This is a genomic window from Arthrobacter sp. SDTb3-6 (assembly GCF_013376095.1).
Lineage (GTDB): Bacteria > Actinomycetota > Actinomycetes > Actinomycetales > Micrococcaceae > Specibacter.
Map to the genome: position 1 here is coordinate 26,206 of NZ_JAAMFN010000010.1, position 17,300 is coordinate 43,505.

Sequence of the window (17,300 nt, forward strand, 5' to 3'; positions counted from 1 at the left end):
TTTCACAGCTGAAATGGACGTGAGTGGTGTCGTTCCTAGCTGGAAAGCACTCATTCGGTAATCGACTTACGGCTCTGGCTGGCCTGAAATGCGATCGGTTTCGTAGGTCAAAATGTGAGCGCCATCAGCATCGCTAGTCTTCTTGAGCGAGCCATTCCAGCCAAAGTGGAAGTTGCGAAAACGACCTTAAAGCTTTGGTCATCTCGCGACTGGTTGGTACATTACTATTGGGCAGACACCTGAGGAGTTGAGTGCGTACCTGATTCCGATCGTTCTCGCTGGGGTCAAGCATGGTGAACATCTTCACTAGTTGGCTGACTGCATTCGATTTGGCGCTCGGCAATGATTCCACGACCGCTGCTCGTGCCTGAGATTTCTCAACGTCATTGGGCTTAAGCGTTCCCAAGATATTACCCAAAGTATAAACCGCTGGCGGACTTGCGCCGGAGAGTGCTGCGAGAATGGTTGTTCTTGCCCAATCAATCTCGACAGACTTTGTCGCTATTGCTGCAACTACCTTGATCAGGATTTCAGTAGTCCCAGGTTCAGCACGGGGGAGAGCAGTGAGAAGAGCGGCAGTTGCGTCATGTCGGTCCGGCTCGTCTGCCACGAGAGGTAGGAATATTGAGGGAAATTCGTTCAAGTACCAACTCCTCTCGTTTGACAACATTGCCACCAGAATTGTTCGAGCTTGCTTCCGTTCATCGGTAGATGGATCCAAAGCGGGAAGATTCGACAACAGTTTTAGCTGACGACTCGGATTGGTGGCAAGGGCAGCGTCGAGTATAGCGGGGCGGGTTTTTGCCTTCTCCTCATTGCTGGGGTCTAGCTTCGGGAGGACCAACAGGAGCTGGATCAGGAGGTCAGGGTCGGCATCTGGAAGTGCAGTCAATACAAAAGTACGTGCCCAGGCCTTTTGCTTGTTGCCGAGGCCCAATATCGGAAGGGCCGCCAGGAGCTGAATCAGGAGGCCATGGTCGGCATCTGGCAGTGCAGTCAATACGAAAGTGCGGGCCCGCGCCCTATCCTTCTTAGTGGGTTCCAGTAAAGCGAGCACTCGGATGAGTTCGACGAATGAGCTGGCATCACTCTTGGATAGGGCATCAACTAGAGCATTGCACGCCTGGGTCCGCTCGTCATCGTTCCAAATTAGTGCAGAAAGTGACTTGGCCGCGTCGCCGGGGTCCGAATATTGTTTTCTGTAAGAGCTAGTCAGTGATACTATGAACGATTCACGCGCCTGACATCGGTCGTCGTCACCTGGTTTCAGTGTGAGCAGCTCGTCGACCAACTTTCGAATTGTCCAGTCTGCCGTGCCGTGCATTGCATTTATCACGGCGATGCGCGCGATGCTGCGTTCCTCATCGCTTTCCGCCAACTTCGACAGTATGCGGGCTCGATTGGCATAGCCATCCTCGCTGGAACTCGAGGCGGTAAAAGCGCGTAGAACTGAGGAAAATGCGTGCTGCCGATCAACTTTATCTTTCGTAAGAGCCAATAGAGCACTCGCCGCATTGTCGACTAACCACTTGTCGAGCCCGGGCAGCGCGTCGAGCACAATCTTGCGTGACTCTTTCAGATCATCATCGTCAGGATCTAGCGCAAGCAGCGAAGCAGTTAGAACGTCGATATTTTGCGAATTCTCGCGTCGCATTTCGGCCAGTATTACGCCTCGAGTCTGCATGCGCTCCTCGCTGCCTCCTACAAGTGACAGTAAAGCTACTGCGAATCCGCTTGGGGACCACAGTGTGGAATGCGACAATGTCTCCATTGCAGCCGCGCGTGCCCGCTCACGTTCCAAAGGACTGCGGACTAGTCTTGGGAGAACTCCGAGCAATTCCGGTTTGCCATACAGCCCTTCCTTGGAAAGGGCTGCATGTACCATCGTTCGTGCGTCCCACCTGTCGTCAGCATCTTGCAATAAGGTGGGGATTACGGCTGCAATGTCGGCAACGGCCCAAAAGTCGTCACTCTCATCGGCGCCATCGATTAACTTGGACATTGCCGCTATCGCTGCCCTGCAAGCCATACCGTTTGACAACGACCAATGCGCGGACCTCGCTATCCGCTTGGGGGCCTTGGGCGCGCACCTAATTCGGCATTCGTGGATAAGCACTTGTTGCTCCGGTGACCAATCGTTGGGTTCAGACTCTTCGGCCAGCGACAGTAATAGTCGGTCAACTTCATTCCGTGCAATTTGCCTTGCCGTATCCGGAGCCGGTTTGAGGGCCTGGTTCAGGATGAGGTCGAGAAGCACACCTTTTTGTGTCTCATTGTGCGCTGTGATCGATGCGGGTACCGATACCAGCCAGTCCGGATCAAACCATAAGTGTGGGAGAAGTATGAGAGCAGCTTCTTTCGCGTCCTTAAGACTAGCAACATATTCAGCTACAAAGTGTTCCAAAAAAGTCCGGTGTACGAAACGGCGGGTGATGTTGCCATCGAAGTCGACACTGATTTTCGGTGCGATATTATCTATGGCTCGGCGGTCAGCCAGCCTGACGCTGGAGGGTTGAACGAAGGTATCACCCCAGTCGCCCAAGCCCCCGGAGGTATTTCGAGTGCGAACTGCATCCCAGGCCCACTTCCTGAGGAGCACTTCACAGTAGTCGTGATCAGGTTCTCCATCTACTCCCGGGACGATTGTCGCCCACCCGCCCCTTAGTAACTGGCGTACCAATTTACGATAGAGGTCACGGCGCCTCGTGGGTAGCGGAGGGGCCTCTGCACTTGGCCTTTCGGCCAACAAGCAATAGAAAGTCAGCATCAATGGGACTACGGAGGCTCTGACCAAATCTGCGTGGGCATCAATCTGATCAATGAGTGACTCGCCGCGGGTGGGATCCAAAGCGGTTGAGAACCAGTTGCGGATGAACGAAAATACGTCTTTTGGGTAGCTTAGGTCACACAGCTCCACAACTTTGCGCGACGGGACTTGGACCGAATCACTCCGACAAGTTGCCTCCCACGCTGCTGGACGGCTTGTGATCACGACCCGCCACTGTTCAGTCAAATCTTCTAGCTCCCGAAGCCTATTCGACTGACCCGTAATGTCCGCAGCCTCATCCAAGGAATCTACAACCAAAAGAACGCGAGTTAGTGGATCTCGGAACGTGCGTTGAAGTCGATCTACGATGGCGGCTTCTCCGAAGTCTGCGTGGCCTTGTCCGGACGCGAATGAGGCGGCAATCAAAGAGGCGCGGAGGGGTCCGCCAGTCTTCGCCCATTGGTCCCAAGTTGTCAGAAGAGGGAGTTCCACATCGCTCAGACTTGCTCCTTCCTGTAAGCGGGATAGCGCTATTTGCGCAGCTTCTCTGGCGTATCGGCGGGCCTGCCACGTTTTGCCTGATCCCGGACCACCCAACACGACTAGCATTTGCTGGTTCTCCAGAGCGTCTTCGGCAGTCAGCGCTTGGCCGTCAGTGGCTGATTTTGATATGACACGTACGTGAAGACGACGCGATAGAGCGGAGGCTGAATGATTTTCAGGGTGCCATGATGATGTATCCCAGTTTTCGATTCTAGTCCGCAAATACGTCATTACATCTGAAGAAGTACCAGTTGAAACTAAGGCCTCACTGATCGTATTTAGCTGTAATTTATTCTCCTGTATCAGTGCTTCAGCTTGAGCTGCATAGGACTCAATCCCACTCCACAGCGCTCGTACTGCGGGGAGCAGCATGCCTTGGCGGATCTCATACTGCTCGACTAGCGCCTCATATGTCACTTCTATTCCTCGAACCGCGACGTAATAATGATCTTCTAATCCCCAGGATTCGTCTTTCGATTTTGCTGCATTTACAACTTTGCTAGCTGCGTACTTTGGGTCAAAGTTAACTGCGGCGAGGGCTTGAGCGTCGAGCCCAAAACTGGCTATGGACGCGGCTGCCAATTTCAAACCTCGATCAATTACTTCAGTATCGAAGTGCTCGCTGGCTGCCCACGCCGAAATAGCTCGCACAACTTGTTTGTGGACTTCACGGGTTTGTTCATTGCCCTCATGTTTGTTTTGCCCGTACTTGATTGCTTCATTCAGTACAGCCCGGAAGATAGATAAGGGGCCACCGAGGGAGGCTATCCCCACGGACGCTAGCGCCAGCACCAATTCTCTGGATTTTGACCTAGCCATGAGTTCCCCTGTCGTTGGAGTGATCATATCCCTAGTCGGGTCTTGTCGTGGTTTACCTGATATGAGTTGAGGTTGGGTACACCAGCGTCTTTGGCCTTCGTTGTAGCCGGGTCGATCCATTGCCTATGCTTTCCAGAATGGAGGCACCTCGAGTCGCTGTCATGACGCGATGGATGGACTGGTGGCCTTAGGCCACATTTTTCTTGCCTTGTCGGTGCCTGGAGCAGCGACGCAAGAGTAATGCCCAATGCTATTTATCGTCGTCGGTCGGCCAAGCTCCTTCAGACATATCTGAACCAAACGCCTGAAGCGTTTCAGAATTATCGGGAGCTTCGTGCGTCTTCTGGACGTAGTGCTTGCTGGTGATCTGCTCGCTGGAGTGCCCCAACTGTGCGGTTGCGGCTGACATGCCCTGGGTGTTGGCCAGGATGGTTCCGACGGACTTTCGGAACGTGTGGGGTGTAACCCAGTCAAAACCGACGGCCTTCCTGGCGTCGCGCCATTGCTTCCGGAACCCGTTGGGATCCCTAATGGTCAAGACACTGGAGGGGAACACCAAGTCAAGATCATTCTGGCGAACCGGATCAGCCTGGCGCCGGCGCAGCATTTCCACAGCAAAGGGCGGCAGGAAGTAGCGTTGCCGTGAATTGGCGCTCTTCGGGTGATCCTGGATCTGGAGTCCGTTCTTGCCCCGAACGTCGATGATGGTCCCGCGAACAGTGACCGTTGGCTTCTCGGCGGAAAGGTCGACGTCGGACCATCGAATGGCCAGTGCCTCGCCGATCCTGACGCCGGTGGCCAGCATGATGTCTACAACGTCGAGGATGTCCTTTTCGTGCAAACCGTTCTGCCGCCCTGTTGGTTGCTGCCAGACGTAGACGCCGCGACGAAGTTCGGCCACCTCGTCGATGGTCAATGCTCTAACTTCCTTGCTGGTGGTGGGGATGCGGGCGACCTCACGGAGTGGATTAGCGGGGGCTGCACCATGGCGGGTTGCCAGGGATAGCATGCCGGTCAGCAGCGTTTTCGACATTTTGGCCGTGGCATTGCCGTGTTTGGTTCGCACACCCTTGAGGAACTTATCCAGGGTGGATACATTGGCTTCACGGATGGTGAGGTTGCCAACGCCGGGCAGGATGTACGTGTCTATGATTTCCCGGTAGCGTCGGCGTGTATTGGCGGCTCTGTCGAGGTCTTCGAATTCCAGCCACCAGAATTTGGAGAGTTCACTCATGGCCATGTCGGGGCTGATCACGTCATCGCTGGGTGGCATCATCGCGTTGAGCTTCGCCAGAAGGGTGGCTTCGGCTTGTGCCCCTGTTGGCCCGGTTGATTGGTACATGCGAGGCTTCCCGTCGTAGCCGCGCATGGTTGCCCGGGCCCTCCATGTGGTTGGCCCGAGCTTCCGGCGGGTTACTTTTCCCCACGTCCCGAGTGGTGTTTTTGCTCTAGCCAAGAGGGTCTTCCGTGGTGGCGAGCCACGCGTTGAAGTCCGTGCGGCTGATGCGAAGGTGGCGTCCTATCCTGTGAGCCCTCGGACCCGCGTGCTTGACGCGCCACTGATAGAAAGTTTGCTCGGGAATCTGCAGCTCATGGCAGATCTCCTTCGGAGTCATCCATTCGTCCACGAAAGCAGGGACGGACTGTGCATGGTTTGGCTGCTCGGTCATCGGATTCTCCTAATCGATGTCGGTGTTTCTCTTCCATGGCGCCAAAGCGACGAAACTACATGACCTACGTTGATCTGCCGACTGGACGACGGCGATTCACTTGTCTGTCGAGGACTTAGGCAATGCCACACCCGTTCCTGCAAGGATTGCCGCCGTCGGATCCACTTCCCATTTCTACGGCGGAAGGGGCCTGGTTCATTGGCTCATCCATTGGACTCTCCTGTTCAACGTGGCCTACCTCAGTTCATAGTGGAAAAGCGTCGGAACCACGTGACCACCTTTGCCATATCGAAAGAACGACGGCGGCAACCTAACCCAATACCGCGGCTCGGCACGGGAGTTCGGCCCCTTGTAGCGCTCGATGTCCGAGACGATACTTGAGACAATCACGGGACACAGAAGGGAGGGCCATGGCTGATAAGGAATCAGCTGAGGGGGCCAGGTACACGCCGCAGGGTGAACTTGCTCGGAGGCTTCGGCTCTTGCTTGACGCCGCTGTTGCGGAGCGGGGCGGGCCGGTGCTGTTTCCGGACATTCGTGCTGCGATGACCGTCCGTGGGGTGAAACTGTCCAGGGCCCGGTGGTTCTACATGAAGGACGGTAATGGTGCCTTGGTCCGAGACCGGCCCCTGCTGACCGCACTGGCTGACTTTTTCAATGTGGATCCTGAGTACTTGCTCAGTGTCGAGAACGTTGAGGCTCCTGCCCTCACGGACGAGCAGCTAGAGTTCGTGAAGACGTTGCGGGCGGCGAAGGTGAAGTCCTTTGCGGCCAAAACCCTTGGCGATGTCTCGCCGGAAGCGTTGGAAGCGATTATTGATTACCTGGATCGGGATTTTGCTCGGCAGCCTCGGGGAGAGAAAGCTGGCGATTCAGTAGATAGTCCTGTTGCGCGCCCAGAAGTTCCTTGATGCGGGCCTCATCCAAGGTATAACGTGGTGACCTGCCGTGCCGGCGCCCTTGGACGATGTCCACGACGACGGCACCGGTTTTTTCCAATGCGATCAGGTGTTCGGCGACGCTTGCCTCACTGGAGCTCACGGCTTCAACGATGTCCCCACGAGGTACCGGCCTATTTCCTTCCAGGTACCGGATGATTTCGCTGCGTCCGCGATTGCCAAACGTCTCAAAGGCTGCTTCCACATTGGAAGTCCAAGCCATGTCTACGGGATGCATGATTCTAGGCATGATCCCATTTTGCTCCACTTATCCACAGATTGACATAGCAGGGGTTGACATTGGCAAATGCTGAACAGACACTGGTTTATACAGTCTTTGGGATTCTGGTGAGCAGCTGGGATCCCTGCCAGGGCCGGAACGCCGCCTCTTCACTCGAGCAGCGTAGGGACTCATCCCCATAGTGTGCAGTTTCTCTTTGAACGAAGACGACGATGGTCCGTTACACGTCAGCTCGATTGCCCCACCGCAAAGACCAGCTTCCGGCGAATTTCCGGCCGGAACCCGGGACCAATGGCCCGGCCATCCGCGGGGAGGATGTCATGACCGCCGTGGATGATATTTCCCAGTTTGTTCGTTCACGCTTGGCCCGGGCAGGATGCCTGCGTGAGCTGGAAGACGTACTCCAGGACATTCGCATCGCAGTGTGGTCCGGGGTGCAGCGGGGTCGGTACCAGCAACTGCCCAGCGTCCGATTCGGGGCTTGGGTCCAGGGCATTGCCAATCACATATGCGCGGCTCACATCGCCAAGGCATCTGCCCACTACACAGTTCCACTGTTTACTCCGGAATCTGGCGACCATCCCACCTGTGACCGGCCGCAGGAAGCCGGGGCGGAACCTGCCGGTATTGCAGATCGCGAGTGGGCCCTGAACGTCCTGAAACTGACACGGATGTGCGCTGGCGAAGAAGCCTGGGGATCAGCCATGTTCCTCCTCTTGGATGACTACGACGACAACGACCGCACGACTACCGACGTTACTGCGCGGGCCGACACCCCGGCCTACCGCAGGGCGCAAAGGGACTTGAGATTCGTGCGCCAAGTGGCCATCACGGTCAGGAACGCGCTGGCCGTGGTGGAATCCGAGAGCAGAATGCACAATGCCCTGGCCGTGAGCGCCTCGAACTGCCTGCCTACCGAGTTGCACCGCGCCATTGCAGCCACGATCGTTGTTCCCCAGTTGAGCGGATCGGAACGGCTTGCCGCCCTCCCTGTCATAGCGGCCAAGACCAACGTCACGCCCCGGTATGTCGCCGTGCAGACTGGGCGCGCCAGGGCGCTGTATCTGGCGGCACTGAGAGTCATCCGCATGTCGCAACCGGCGCAGGTCATGCCCCAGTAGTCCCAATTACCGGGGACATGGCGTGGCCCGGTGCTCTTGCACACGGGGGCGATCCGGTTCGGACCCTGACGGCTTGCGCCCCTGTCGTTGGGACGTGCACGACGGCGTGGCCGAGCTTGGATGGGCCTCTTCAGATCCGTAACGGCTGGGTCATACGCCAATGCCGCCTTGGCTGCATGGAGGGGCAAAGGAGGTCTTCAATGCGCGGCTCATCAGCATGGAAAAACTACGTGCCCCGTTCCCGGCGGCAGTGGTTGCTGATCGCGCTGCTGGGAGTTCTGGCGGCCGTGGTCATCGCACTGTTTTTGCCATCGGGCACTGATACGTCCAAACGTTCGGCGGATGTTCCGACATTCCTGCCACTGGCGAGCCAGGCGGCAGCCGGGCCGGGGCCTGAAGCCACGGAACCGGCTGATGTGGCGGTGTCGCCGGGGGAGCCGCAGACCCTCGATTTCAAGGCGTATGCCGAAGACACCGCCCGTGCGCTGTACACCTGGGACACACGGGCCTCAAGCTATACGCAGGTTTATGCGCATGTGCGCAGTTGGTGGTTAGTCCTGCCTGACGGGTCGAACCCACTCACCATGTACACGCAGGAATTCGAGGGAACCGGCATCAACTCCGCGGCCTTCGCCCAGCTCTCCGCCTACGGGGCCCACCGGACGGCCACAGTCATCCAGACGAGCTGCGATGGCCAGCTGGCGCAATTCCGGGATCACCCGGCCCCGTGGGTCGGGCTGCATGTGTGCACCATGACGGTCAGCGTCACCGACCGCTCCACGGTGGAGCCGAACGCGACGGCCTACCGTGTTCCGGTCAGTGTCATTGTGAACTGCCCACCGGCGGCAACGGCCCCCGCACAGCGTTGCGCCCTGGCCGGCTTCTACACCTCGGCCAGCAGAATCGTCTACTGATGCCCGCGGCAGCCCTGGCCACGATCGCGAAAGCTCGACTCATCCAGCGAGCACTTGCCGCGCTGGTCGTGGTGGTCCCCGTGGGGATGGCCGCCCTGCTCGGCGGGACCAGCATCCTTGTCGCCCAGATAGCGGGTACCAGCACATCGTGCACGTCGGCACCCCAGGAATCAGCGACGACGAGCAACACTTCGCAACCAGCAGCGCAGCTGAGTGAAGGTGTTGGCAGCCTGACTGTTCCGGGACCCAACGGCGCGGCACTGACACTTGACTCCCAACAGCAGGTCGTCGCAGGAAACTACATCTCCGTGGGCCAGTCTCTGGGCGTATCGGCGAAGGGCATCCAGATTGCCATCATGGTCGCCCTCCAGGAGTCCGGGCTCAGAATGCTCGCCAACCCTGCAGTCCCCGAGTCGCTGGGCATGCCCCATGACGGACTGGGCTACGACCATGATTCCCTCGGATCAGCCCAACAACGCTCCAGCGCAGGGTGGGGGACCGTCCTGCAACTGATGACTCCCGCCTACGACGCCGAAGCTTTCTTTGGCGGCCCCCGCGGTCCCAACAACGGCTCGCCTCCCGGGCTCCTGGACATCCCAGGCTGGGAGTCGATGGGTCTGGGGCAGGCGGCCCAGGCCGTGCAGGTGTCCGCGTTTCCGGAGCTCTACGACCGTTGGGCACCAGCGGCCCTGGCCATCATGGACTCCGTTAACGGAACGGACCTCCCTCAAAACTGCTCGCAAGCGGGACCGACGGAGGACCCATCCGCGTCGCAGATTCCGGCCAACCTGAGCGCAACCCGGCAAGCCGTTCTCCGCTATGCCCAAGAAGGCGTGGGCGGCAGTTACGTGTGGGGTGGGACCGCGTTCAAGGCGTGGGATTGCTCCGGCTACGTGCAATGGATCTACGCGCAGGTGGGGATTGTGCTGCCTCGCACGGAACAGTGGCTGGCCGGGCGCCCCACAGCCGCGCCGCAGCCGGGAGATTTGGTGGTCCAGGGCCCGGATGGGCCGAACCACTGGGGCCATGTCGGTATATACGCGGGGGCAGGGATGATGTACAGCGCCTTGAACCCCTCGGCCGGCACGCTGCTCCACCCCGTGAGCTGGAACCCCGGCGCACAATACTTCGACCTTCTCGGCCCGGCACCGACCAACTGATGATCGGCAGCGAACTCAGGTCATACGGTTTGATGCTGGGTCGTGCATGGAAGTGGAGAAGCAAACGCACGGTCTGCCTCGAATATCCGGATGGAGTAGTGTCATGAATTTCGCGCCCGTGGACCCCGGAATCGTCCCCAACAGCAGCTTTCCCTTCCTGGACTCCCTCAAGCAGATCGGTGGGGGAATCCTGGTTGGTGCCTTCATCGTCATCGCCATTGTTGCGATCATCGGTGCCGCCATGTTGCTGGCCGGCAAACTCAGCCAATCGTCCCGGCTTGCCTCCGGCGGTGGGATGATCTTGCTGTGGACCGGCCCCATCGCGGCGATCCTGGGCGGGATCAACGGCTACATCCTGTGGTCGCAGACCGCCTTCCACCTCGGGTTCTGAGCCTTCGTCATGCCACCGCTGGAGTGCACCTTCGGAGGATGGTGGCCCCTTGGCTGCGGCATTGTGTCTGCGGCCAAAGACACCGTCAACTCAAGCATTAGCGGCTTCTTTGCCGGAATCCTGGAGAGCATCGCCTCCTGGCTGTGGTCCTTCATCTCCGGGGCGTTCGGAGTCTCCGACGTCGATGATTCCCAGTGGACGGCGGTCCAAGGACTGACGAGCTGGTGGGTCGTTGTCATGATGACGCCGCTGGTGGCCGTCATGATCCTGCAACTAATCTCGGGCCTGATCTCGCAACAACCACGCAGGATCTGGCGGGCACTGATCGGCGGCGCCGTTGCCGTGCCGGTCGTCGGTGGGGCCGTGTATCTGATGCAGGCCCTGACCCATGTCAGCGACAGCGCCTCAACGGCCCTTTTGAACACCATGGGGCCGGACCCGTACGTAGTTTTCATGCGCCTCTTCGGGTTCGAACATGGCCCGGCCGGTTCCGGCCAGGCCTGGATAGTCAGCCCGATCGGCGGGCAGGCTTCGACAGGGGACCAAGTCACGGGCACCATCGTCATCACCGTCTTGGCAACGCTCATTGTCTGGGTGCTGGCGTTCATCCTGATGTGTTCGATGATCTTCCGCTCCTTCGCCCTGATCGTGCTGGCTGCTGTTGCCCCGGTGGCACTGATGTTGATGCCGTGGGAGAAGACCAAGTCCTGGGCGGGGCGGTGGTGCGAGATCGTCGTTGCCCTGCTGCTCGCGAAACCGCTGGCGGCGACTGTTCTGGCCGTGGCCGTGAAGCTATACGCCCATTCCACCTCTTTTGCCGGGATGGCTGCCGGCGCCGTGGGCATGACCCTTGCCTGTGCGGCACCGCTGATGGCCCTGAAACTTGTCGGGTTCGCCGGCGGTGAACTGGCTGCGGCCGCCCAAACAGCCGGCGGAGGCCATCTTGCCCACACGGGGGCAAGCTTTGCCGGACGGCAGCTTGGGCAACAGATCCGCGGGCACCACATGCTCACCACGGGCAGCAGCCTGAAAAGCCCCAAAGTAGTGCCATCAAGTGAGAAGCCCGAAACGCTCCCCGTCAAAGATTCTGCCGACTCCGGCTCGACGTCCGCGCCCAAGAAACCCAAGATCCAACAACGCCCCGGGGCTGCGGCGAGTTCGCAACCTCCCACGGCTGCGTCGAGTCCGCAGGCCCCCGCGGCTGGACACCCGGGCGCACCAGCTTCAAGTGCAGGGCGGAAACCCGGCCCGCCCCCCGCACCCCAGACACAACCAACAGCAGGTGCTCCCGCAGCCGGGCAGAAGCCGCCACCCGCGACGCCGAGCGCCAGTGTCCCGCGCCCAAAGGCTGCCGCGACGAATCGTGAACCAACCCCTCCGAGCTCTTCAGCTGCGCCGAAACCGCGGCCCCCGGCCTCCCGGCCTAACAACCCACCCATTAGACCGCCCCACACTGGAGGAAATCATGACTGAGGACAGCAACGCCCTGCAACCGGTGAGTTTCCCCCGGCACGAACGCCGCGGCATCATCGTGGGATTGCAGTGGTACCAACTCGCCATCACCGGCGGAGGGGTCCTCATCGCCGGTATTTCCTCGGCAATCGGCGGGCCAGCCGGATTCCTGGGCTCCAGCCCGGTGTGGGTCTTCCTGCTGCTCTTTGGGGTCCTGCAATATGCGAGAACCCCGTATCCCCTCTGGGCGCTGACCGGGACGCGGTTCCTGGTCCGGAAGATGACTGGGCAAACCACCTATTTCCTGCCCACAGAGGACCCCGTCCCGGTCGGCACACTGGTCCTTCCCGGAGGGCTCGCCTCCCTGGACATCCACCGCACCGTCCTGGGCGAGTGCTTTGTCGTGGATGCACAATCCCACGAGGCCTTCGCCGTTCTGCGCTGCCGGGCTGGCGCTTTTGCCCTGCTCGATGATGGCGACAAGGCATATTCCGTCCAGGGGTGGTCCCGGGTACAGGCCGCCTTGGCCAAACGGCCCGTCGTGGCCAGGATTGCCATCCAAGACCACACAGTCCAGTTTCCGGCAACGGCCCTCCAGGACTATTACGACCAGCAAATCACCTCCCGTGGCGGGGAGACCCCCGCCACGGGCTGGGGCGACAGCTCCTACCAGGACCTCATCGCTGCGGCAGGGACAGCATCAAGCCATGACATTCTCCTGACACTGGTGCTGGACACCTCCAAGGCGAGGCGCCGGATCCACGACGCCGGCGGCGGGGCAATCGGCCTAGAGCACACGCTCCGATCAGAAATCCAGGCCCTGCGCACCGGGCTGAAAACCCATGGGGTGATCGTGGAGGAATGGCTCGGCGACAGGAGCTTCGCCGCGGTCCTGCGCGGCGCGTTCGACCCCGCATCGGTCATGCGAATCTCCCAACGGACCGGTGACTTCAAGGGCGTGGACCCCAGCCAGGGCGGCCCCACGGCCCTGGAGGAACACTGGTCCTACATCCGCACCGACAGCGGCTTCCACCAAACCTTCTGGATCGCGGAATGGCCACGCCAAAAAGTCTTCCCAGGATTCCTGCACCCGCTGATCTACGTCGGCGGGTTCCGGCACACCGTCACCCAGGTCATCAAGGCAATCCCCACCGACCAGGCACTCAAGGACATCCGCTCAGCCCAGGAAGCCCATGAAACCAGGCGGCGAATCAACTCAAAGTTTGACCGTCCCTCCACGCGTGAACAACGCGCCGAGGAAGAAGAAGTCCAACAGCGCGAGGAAGAAATCGTCGCCGGCCATGGCGACGTCCGCCCCGCCGCGTACGTCACCATCACCGGAGACTCGTTGGAAGAACTCTCCAGCCACCGGCAGGAACTCGAATCAGCGGCCGCCAGCGCCTTCGTTGATCTCCGGCTGCTCGTCGGTGAGCAATGGCCGGCCTTCATCGCCGGGGGACTGCCCCTGGGAAGAGGACTGAAATGAAAACCACCCAGCAAGCCGTCACCTTCATCCCAAGCCACGAGTCCCGCAGCGCCAGGCGAGAACGCCAGGCACTGCAGGAGAAGGCCGTCGCCGGCGGGCAGGAGCCCTTCTTGAAGAAGTTGGGACTGTTGGCCGGCGACGAAGAAGGAGCCGACACAAGAATTCGGCAGCAGCCGTTCGGTCCGCATTCCCTCAGGGGCCCGCACCGGCTGCACCCGGCCCCTCACAGGGCCTCCACCATGACCTTCGCCGCCGCCTATCCGTTCATCACTGAATCCGGGCTCGGCCACGAAGGCACCTACATCGGCAGCGACGTGTTCGGCTCCGGAGCCTTCTCCTACGATCCCTGGGTCCTCTACGACAAGGGCGTCATCAGCGGCCCCTCCATCGTCATCATCGGCACCGTGGGCACCGGCAAATCCATGTGCGCCAAATCCCTCGTGGCCCGCTCCATCACTCTGGGACGCAAGGCAGCCGTCGCCTCCGACCCCAAAGGGGAATGGGTCCCCGTCGCCAACCCCGTCGGCGGGAAGGTTATTTCTGTTGGACCTGGCCGGGCCACCAGGGTCAACCCGCTGGACGCGGGTCCCCGCTCCCGGGATCTGTCGAACGCGCAATGGCAGGCCGTGGTCCGGCAACGACGCCGGCAACTGCTGGTGGCGCTGGTATCCCTCATGCGCCAGGGTGTGCCGATGCATCCGGTCGAACACACCGCCCTCGACATGGCCCTGACCGAGGCCGTTGCCGCCAACGAGACACCGACACTGCCCATGGTCCTGGGGTACCTGCTGAACCCTTCGAAGGAGACGAGGGAACTCGTCGGCCCTGATGGTGGCCGTGCCGTCGCCCATTCCCTGCGCCGCACCGTCTCAGGGGACCTGGAGGGCATGTTTGACGCACCCTCCACCGTTTCGTTTGACGCGGACGTGCCGATGATGGTCATGGACACCTCGGCCCTGATCGGCGCCTCCGAACAGGCCCTATCCCTGGCGGCCGCCTGCGGAGCCACGTGGCTTGAGGCGGCCATCACCAACCCCGACGGCGGCAAGCGCATCGTGGTCTACGACGAGGGCTGGCGCATGCTGGCCGACCCTTACATGCTGGTCAAGATGAGCGAACAGTGGCGGCTCGCCCGTACCTATGGCATCGCGAACCTGCTGATCATGCACAAGGTCGCGGACCTGAACGAGATTGGCGACAGCACCAGCGGCCACCGCCAAAAGGCCCTCGGACTGCTCACCGAGGCCGACACCCGGATCATTTACCGGCAAAAGCACGACTCCATGCGCCTGACCAAGGACGCGCTCGGGCTCACCGAGGCCGAATGCGGCCAGGTTGAGGAACTCCCCAAGGGTGTCGGGTTGTGGAAGGTCGGCAACCGTTCCTTCATCGTTGCCAACCAGGTCACCAGCAATGAACTTACCGTCTTCAGCACCGACCACCGGATGATGCCATGAGCATCGTGCACGCAGACTCCACCCCGATGATCACGGTTGGCCTGTTCTGCGCGGCGGGGTATGTCGGGTTCAGCGGGCTCACAGTGGCGGCCGCCAACGTCGCCTCCCAATGGAAGTGCGGGCATGGGCTGGAGGGCCCACCCAGCCCGGTGGCCACAGTCGGACTGTTTACCGGCAACTTTTCCGCCATCGGCCAACCACCGCCAGGATGCTCGATAGGCATAGGAGCAGTCTGGGTCCTCCTTGGCCCGGTGCTGGTCCTGCTGCTGGTTGCCGTCCTGTTCACCTTCTTCCTGTGGCGGAGCTGGCGTCAATCCGGGGCGTGGCTGCGCCAAGACATCCTCGGCCGCGACGGCATGGCCCAGCGGGCCGAAGTGGTGCGCGAATACGGCCGTCGGGCCGCCCGCAAGCGGGGCAGGATCACCCGCCCCGGACTGAGACACCCGTCATTGGCTGACGTGTCCTGGACCCTGGGCACCTCACGCGGCACGAAGGTACACGTCTCGACCGAGGAATCCATGGTCATCCAAGGCGCTCCACGTTCCGGCAAAGGCCTCTTCGTCGTCATCAACGCCATCCTCGACGCGCCGGGAGCGGTGGTGACAACCTCGACCCGAGCCGACAACCTGGCCGTCACCATGAAAGCCAGGGCCACCGGCGGGCGCCCCGTGACGGTCTTTGACCCGCAAGGCATGTCCGGACTGACATCCACCCTGCGCTGGTCCCCGGTGCGGGGATGCGAAGACCCGGACGTGGCCGTCCGGCGCGCCTTGGTCATTTCAGCGGACTCGAAAATGAGCGGCGAAAACGCTGCCTGGCAGAAGCGGGCACAAATTGTCCTGCAATGCCTCCTGCACGCCGCAGCCCTATCCGGTGAAGGCATTCAGGCCTTCCGCCGCTGGTCATCGAACCCCACCCTGGCCACCGAGGCACTGGACATCCTGAACGGGCCACGGGCAGCCCTGGGCTGGCATTCAGACCTGATGGGCATCCTCGAAGACGACCCCCGCAACACCTCAAACTCCTGGATCGGTGTTTCGGCGGCTGTCGCACCCCTGTCCTCACCCCGCGTCCTGGCCGCCCTGGACCCGGTGAACCGTGAGGACGAATTTGATCCCCAGGCCTTCATCCGTGACCGCGGGACCCTTTATCTGATCGGCACAAAGTCCGGGGCAGCAGCGGCTGGACCCTACCTGTCGGCGCTAATTGACGACATCGAGGCGGCGGCCAGGGACATGGCCTTCACCGCCCCGGGCGGCAGGCTGGATCCGCCCCTGTCCCTGATCTTGGATGAAATCGCGAACCTCTCGCCCTGGCCCGGACTGCCCATTGTGCTCTCCGACGGTGGCGGCATCGGGATCTCCACCATGGTCGTGCTCCAATCCCTCTCTCAAGCCCGTTCGGGCTGGTCGATCGAAGAGGCCTCCACCATTTGGGAATCGGCCATCATCAAGGTCATTTTCGGTGGCGGCTCGGACGAGAGGGATCTGCGTGACCTGGCCTCCTTGTTGGGGGAGCGTCGCCACACCTACAGGACCCACTCCTGGTCATCCCAGGGCCGGCAGGAAGGTGAACAAATTCGGGATCTGCCTGTCATTGCTCTGCATGAAATTCGGCGCCTGCCCGCAGGGACCGCGCTGATGCTGGGCCGGCGTACCCGCCCCATCCTGTTGGACCTGCGCGGTTGGCACCAACGCCGCGACGCGGCTGCACTGGGCCGCTCTAAGATCGAGGCCGAGGACGCCCTCGCTCAGGGCCACATCCACCAACAAGTCGTGGAGGCCGAGGTCCGTGATGAATCCCTTTGATGACGACGAAGCCGCCGACAAGCTCTTCGGCAACCTCGCCACGGGCGAGCTCCTTGAAGGGCCACCTGATGGTTTGGTGGAGCCCACCTACAGGTGGCGGGACCTCGATGAGATCAGCGCACCCAAGGCTTGGAGGGCGTTGAGCGGGTGGGTGTCCTGGTTTGTGGCCATCTATCGACTGACGACCTCGGTCGTTCCTGACTGCTGGTGGCGGCACCCGGAGATCGTCGCCGAACTCTACGCCCTGCAAAAAGCCGAACTCGCCTCCTACACGCCAACCGATCCTGGCTTCGGCCCGCTCGGGTTCCACGAACGCCTGCCCCTGGCCATCGAACGCCTGAGGCTGGAGACCAGAACCATTGGCTGCGTGGGACTGCAAGTCCACCGCGAGACCAGCCTCCGGCAACTGCCCACCGATGACCCGGAGTTCCTGGCCTGGACCACAGAACCACACCAGCCTGGAAACTAATTTGGGCGCTGGTCATGTCGTTGAGGGCAATTCGCACTATGGATAAGTATCACCGCAAAAACGG

The 17,300-nt window shown here is 60.8% G+C and carries 13 protein-coding genes; 9 read left to right on the forward strand and 4 right to left on the reverse strand.

Annotation, left to right across the window (positions count from 1 at the left end; all coding sequences use genetic code 11):
• Positions 1 to 133 precede the first annotated feature (133 nt).
• The 4 genes from G6035_RS06990 to G6035_RS07005 form a co-directional block, all read right to left on the reverse strand.
• Complete coding sequence (locus G6035_RS06990) at positions 134 to 4,249, reverse strand: NACHT domain-containing NTPase (protein WP_176616364.1); 4,116 nt, start codon at positions 4,247 to 4,249, stop codon at positions 134 to 136.
• A 130-nt stretch (positions 4,250 to 4,379) separates the two neighbouring features.
• Complete coding sequence (locus G6035_RS06995; protein ID WP_176616365.1) at positions 4,380 to 5,471, reverse strand: site-specific integrase; 1,092 nt, start codon at positions 5,469 to 5,471, stop codon at positions 4,380 to 4,382.
• Between the two features lie 106 nt (positions 5,472 to 5,577).
• On the reverse strand, positions 5,578 to 5,799 hold the full coding sequence (locus G6035_RS07000) for a helix-turn-helix domain-containing protein (RefSeq protein WP_176616366.1): 222 nt from the start codon (positions 5,797 to 5,799) through the stop codon (positions 5,578 to 5,580).
• 813 nt (positions 5,800 to 6,612) lie between these two features.
• A complete protein-coding gene (locus tag G6035_RS07005) occupies positions 6,613 to 6,987 on the reverse strand; it encodes a helix-turn-helix transcriptional regulator (protein WP_176616367.1) in 375 nt (124 codons plus the stop codon).
• 311 nt (positions 6,988 to 7,298) lie between these two features.
• Between G6035_RS07005 and G6035_RS07010 the strand changes: the two genes are divergently transcribed.
• The 9 genes from G6035_RS07010 to G6035_RS07050 all read left to right on the forward strand — a co-directional run bounded on the left by G6035_RS07010 (position 7,299) and on the right by G6035_RS07050 (position 17,236).
• Positions 7,299 to 8,099, forward strand: coding sequence for a sigma factor (locus G6035_RS07010; protein WP_176616368.1), 801 nt, complete (start codon positions 7,299 to 7,301; stop codon positions 8,097 to 8,099).
• A 200-nt stretch (positions 8,100 to 8,299) separates the two neighbouring features.
• Positions 8,300 to 9,013 carry a hypothetical protein gene (locus G6035_RS07015; RefSeq protein ID WP_176616369.1) on the forward strand — a complete coding sequence of 238 codons (714 nt, stop codon included), beginning with the start codon at positions 8,300 to 8,302 and terminating at the stop codon, positions 9,011 to 9,013.
• A complete protein-coding gene (locus G6035_RS20020; protein WP_176616370.1) occupies positions 9,013 to 10,173 on the forward strand; it encodes a C40 family peptidase in 1,161 nt (386 codons plus the stop codon). Before G6035_RS07015 ends, G6035_RS20020 begins: the two co-directional genes overlap by 1 nt.
• A gap of 103 nt (positions 10,174 to 10,276) precedes the next feature.
• Positions 10,277 to 10,564 (forward strand): hypothetical protein, encoded by a 288-nt coding sequence (locus G6035_RS07025; protein ID WP_062004628.1) that lies wholly within the window; start codon positions 10,277 to 10,279, stop codon positions 10,562 to 10,564.
• Positions 10,565 to 10,627: 63 nt separating this feature from the next.
• Positions 10,628 to 12,037, forward strand: a complete 1,410-nt coding sequence (locus G6035_RS07030) for a type IV secretion system protein (protein ID WP_176616371.1) — start codon at positions 10,628 to 10,630, stop codon at positions 12,035 to 12,037.
• Positions 12,030 to 13,502, forward strand: coding sequence for an SCO6880 family protein (locus G6035_RS07035; protein ID WP_176616372.1), 1,473 nt, complete (start codon positions 12,030 to 12,032; stop codon positions 13,500 to 13,502). The genes G6035_RS07030 and G6035_RS07035 overlap by 8 nt, the downstream gene beginning before the upstream one ends.
• Positions 13,499 to 14,959 (forward strand): ATP-binding protein, encoded by a 1,461-nt coding sequence (locus tag G6035_RS07040; protein ID WP_176616373.1) that lies wholly within the window; start codon positions 13,499 to 13,501, stop codon positions 14,957 to 14,959. Before G6035_RS07035 ends, G6035_RS07040 begins: the two co-directional genes overlap by 4 nt.
• A complete protein-coding gene (locus tag G6035_RS07045; protein ID WP_176616374.1) occupies positions 14,956 to 16,767 on the forward strand; it encodes a type IV secretory system conjugative DNA transfer family protein in 1,812 nt (603 codons plus the stop codon). The genes G6035_RS07040 and G6035_RS07045 overlap by 4 nt, the downstream gene beginning before the upstream one ends.
• Positions 16,751 to 17,236 (forward strand): hypothetical protein, encoded by a 486-nt coding sequence (locus G6035_RS07050; RefSeq protein WP_176616375.1) that lies wholly within the window; start codon positions 16,751 to 16,753, stop codon positions 17,234 to 17,236. Before G6035_RS07045 ends, G6035_RS07050 begins: the two co-directional genes overlap by 17 nt.
• The last annotated feature ends 64 nt before the right edge of the window (positions 17,237 to 17,300 follow it).

Excerpts from the sequence above, each read along its gene's own strand:
- G6035_RS06990 (WP_176616364.1), bottom strand. The coding sequence starts at position 4,249 with ATGGATCGACCCGGCTACAACGAAGGCCAAAGACGCTGGTGTACCCAA.
- G6035_RS06995 (WP_176616365.1), bottom strand. The coding sequence starts at position 5,471 with ATGTACCAATCAACCGGGCCAACAGGGGCACAAGCCGAAGCCACCCTT.
- G6035_RS07000 (WP_176616366.1), bottom strand. The coding sequence starts at position 5,799 with ATGACCGAGCAGCCAAACCATGCACAGTCCGTCCCTGCTTTCGTGGAC.
- G6035_RS07005 (WP_176616367.1), bottom strand. The coding sequence starts at position 6,987 with ATGCCTAGAATCATGCATCCCGTAGACATGGCTTGGACTTCCAATGTG.
- G6035_RS07010 (WP_176616368.1), top strand. The coding sequence starts at position 7,299 with ATGACCGCCGTGGATGATATTTCCCAGTTTGTTCGTTCACGCTTGGCC.
- G6035_RS07015 (WP_176616369.1), top strand. The coding sequence starts at position 8,300 with ATGCGCGGCTCATCAGCATGGAAAAACTACGTGCCCCGTTCCCGGCGG.
- G6035_RS20020 (WP_176616370.1), top strand. The coding sequence starts at position 9,013 with ATGCCCGCGGCAGCCCTGGCCACGATCGCGAAAGCTCGACTCATCCAG.
- G6035_RS07025 (WP_062004628.1), top strand. The coding sequence starts at position 10,277 with ATGAATTTCGCGCCCGTGGACCCCGGAATCGTCCCCAACAGCAGCTTT.
- G6035_RS07035 (WP_176616372.1), top strand. The coding sequence starts at position 12,030 with ATGACTGAGGACAGCAACGCCCTGCAACCGGTGAGTTTCCCCCGGCAC.
- G6035_RS07040 (WP_176616373.1), top strand. The coding sequence starts at position 13,499 with ATGAAAACCACCCAGCAAGCCGTCACCTTCATCCCAAGCCACGAGTCC.
- G6035_RS07045 (WP_176616374.1), top strand. The coding sequence starts at position 14,956 with ATGAGCATCGTGCACGCAGACTCCACCCCGATGATCACGGTTGGCCTG.